A 239-nucleotide genomic window follows, 5' to 3' on the forward strand; every position below is an offset into this window, starting at 1 on the left:
TCCAGGCCGATATCGATCATGCCTATCAGCCGGAATTAGAATTATTAGGCGATATCGCCGCTACGGTTAAACAAATTGAACACGACGCTGTGACATTTGATATGGGCAGCCGTGAAAAAGAAGTGCTGAGCGAGTTAAAACAGATGCTCACAGACAGCGAGAAGGCGCCAAGCGATCATAAATCCGACAGAGTGCATCCTCTGCAAATCGTCCAAGAACTGCGCAATGCAATTGATGAC

Annotated in this window: 1 pseudogene; it reads left to right on the forward strand. The window is 47.3% G+C overall.

The window, feature by feature from the left end:
* A pseudogene (locus SB660_RS23495) lies at positions 1 to 239 on the forward strand (acetolactate synthase AlsS); the annotation flags it as partial.

Origin of the sequence: Bacillus sp. SIMBA_005, assembly GCF_046535585.1 — a bacterium.
Taxonomy (GTDB): Bacteria; Bacillota; Bacilli; order Bacillales; family Bacillaceae; genus Bacillus; species Bacillus pumilus.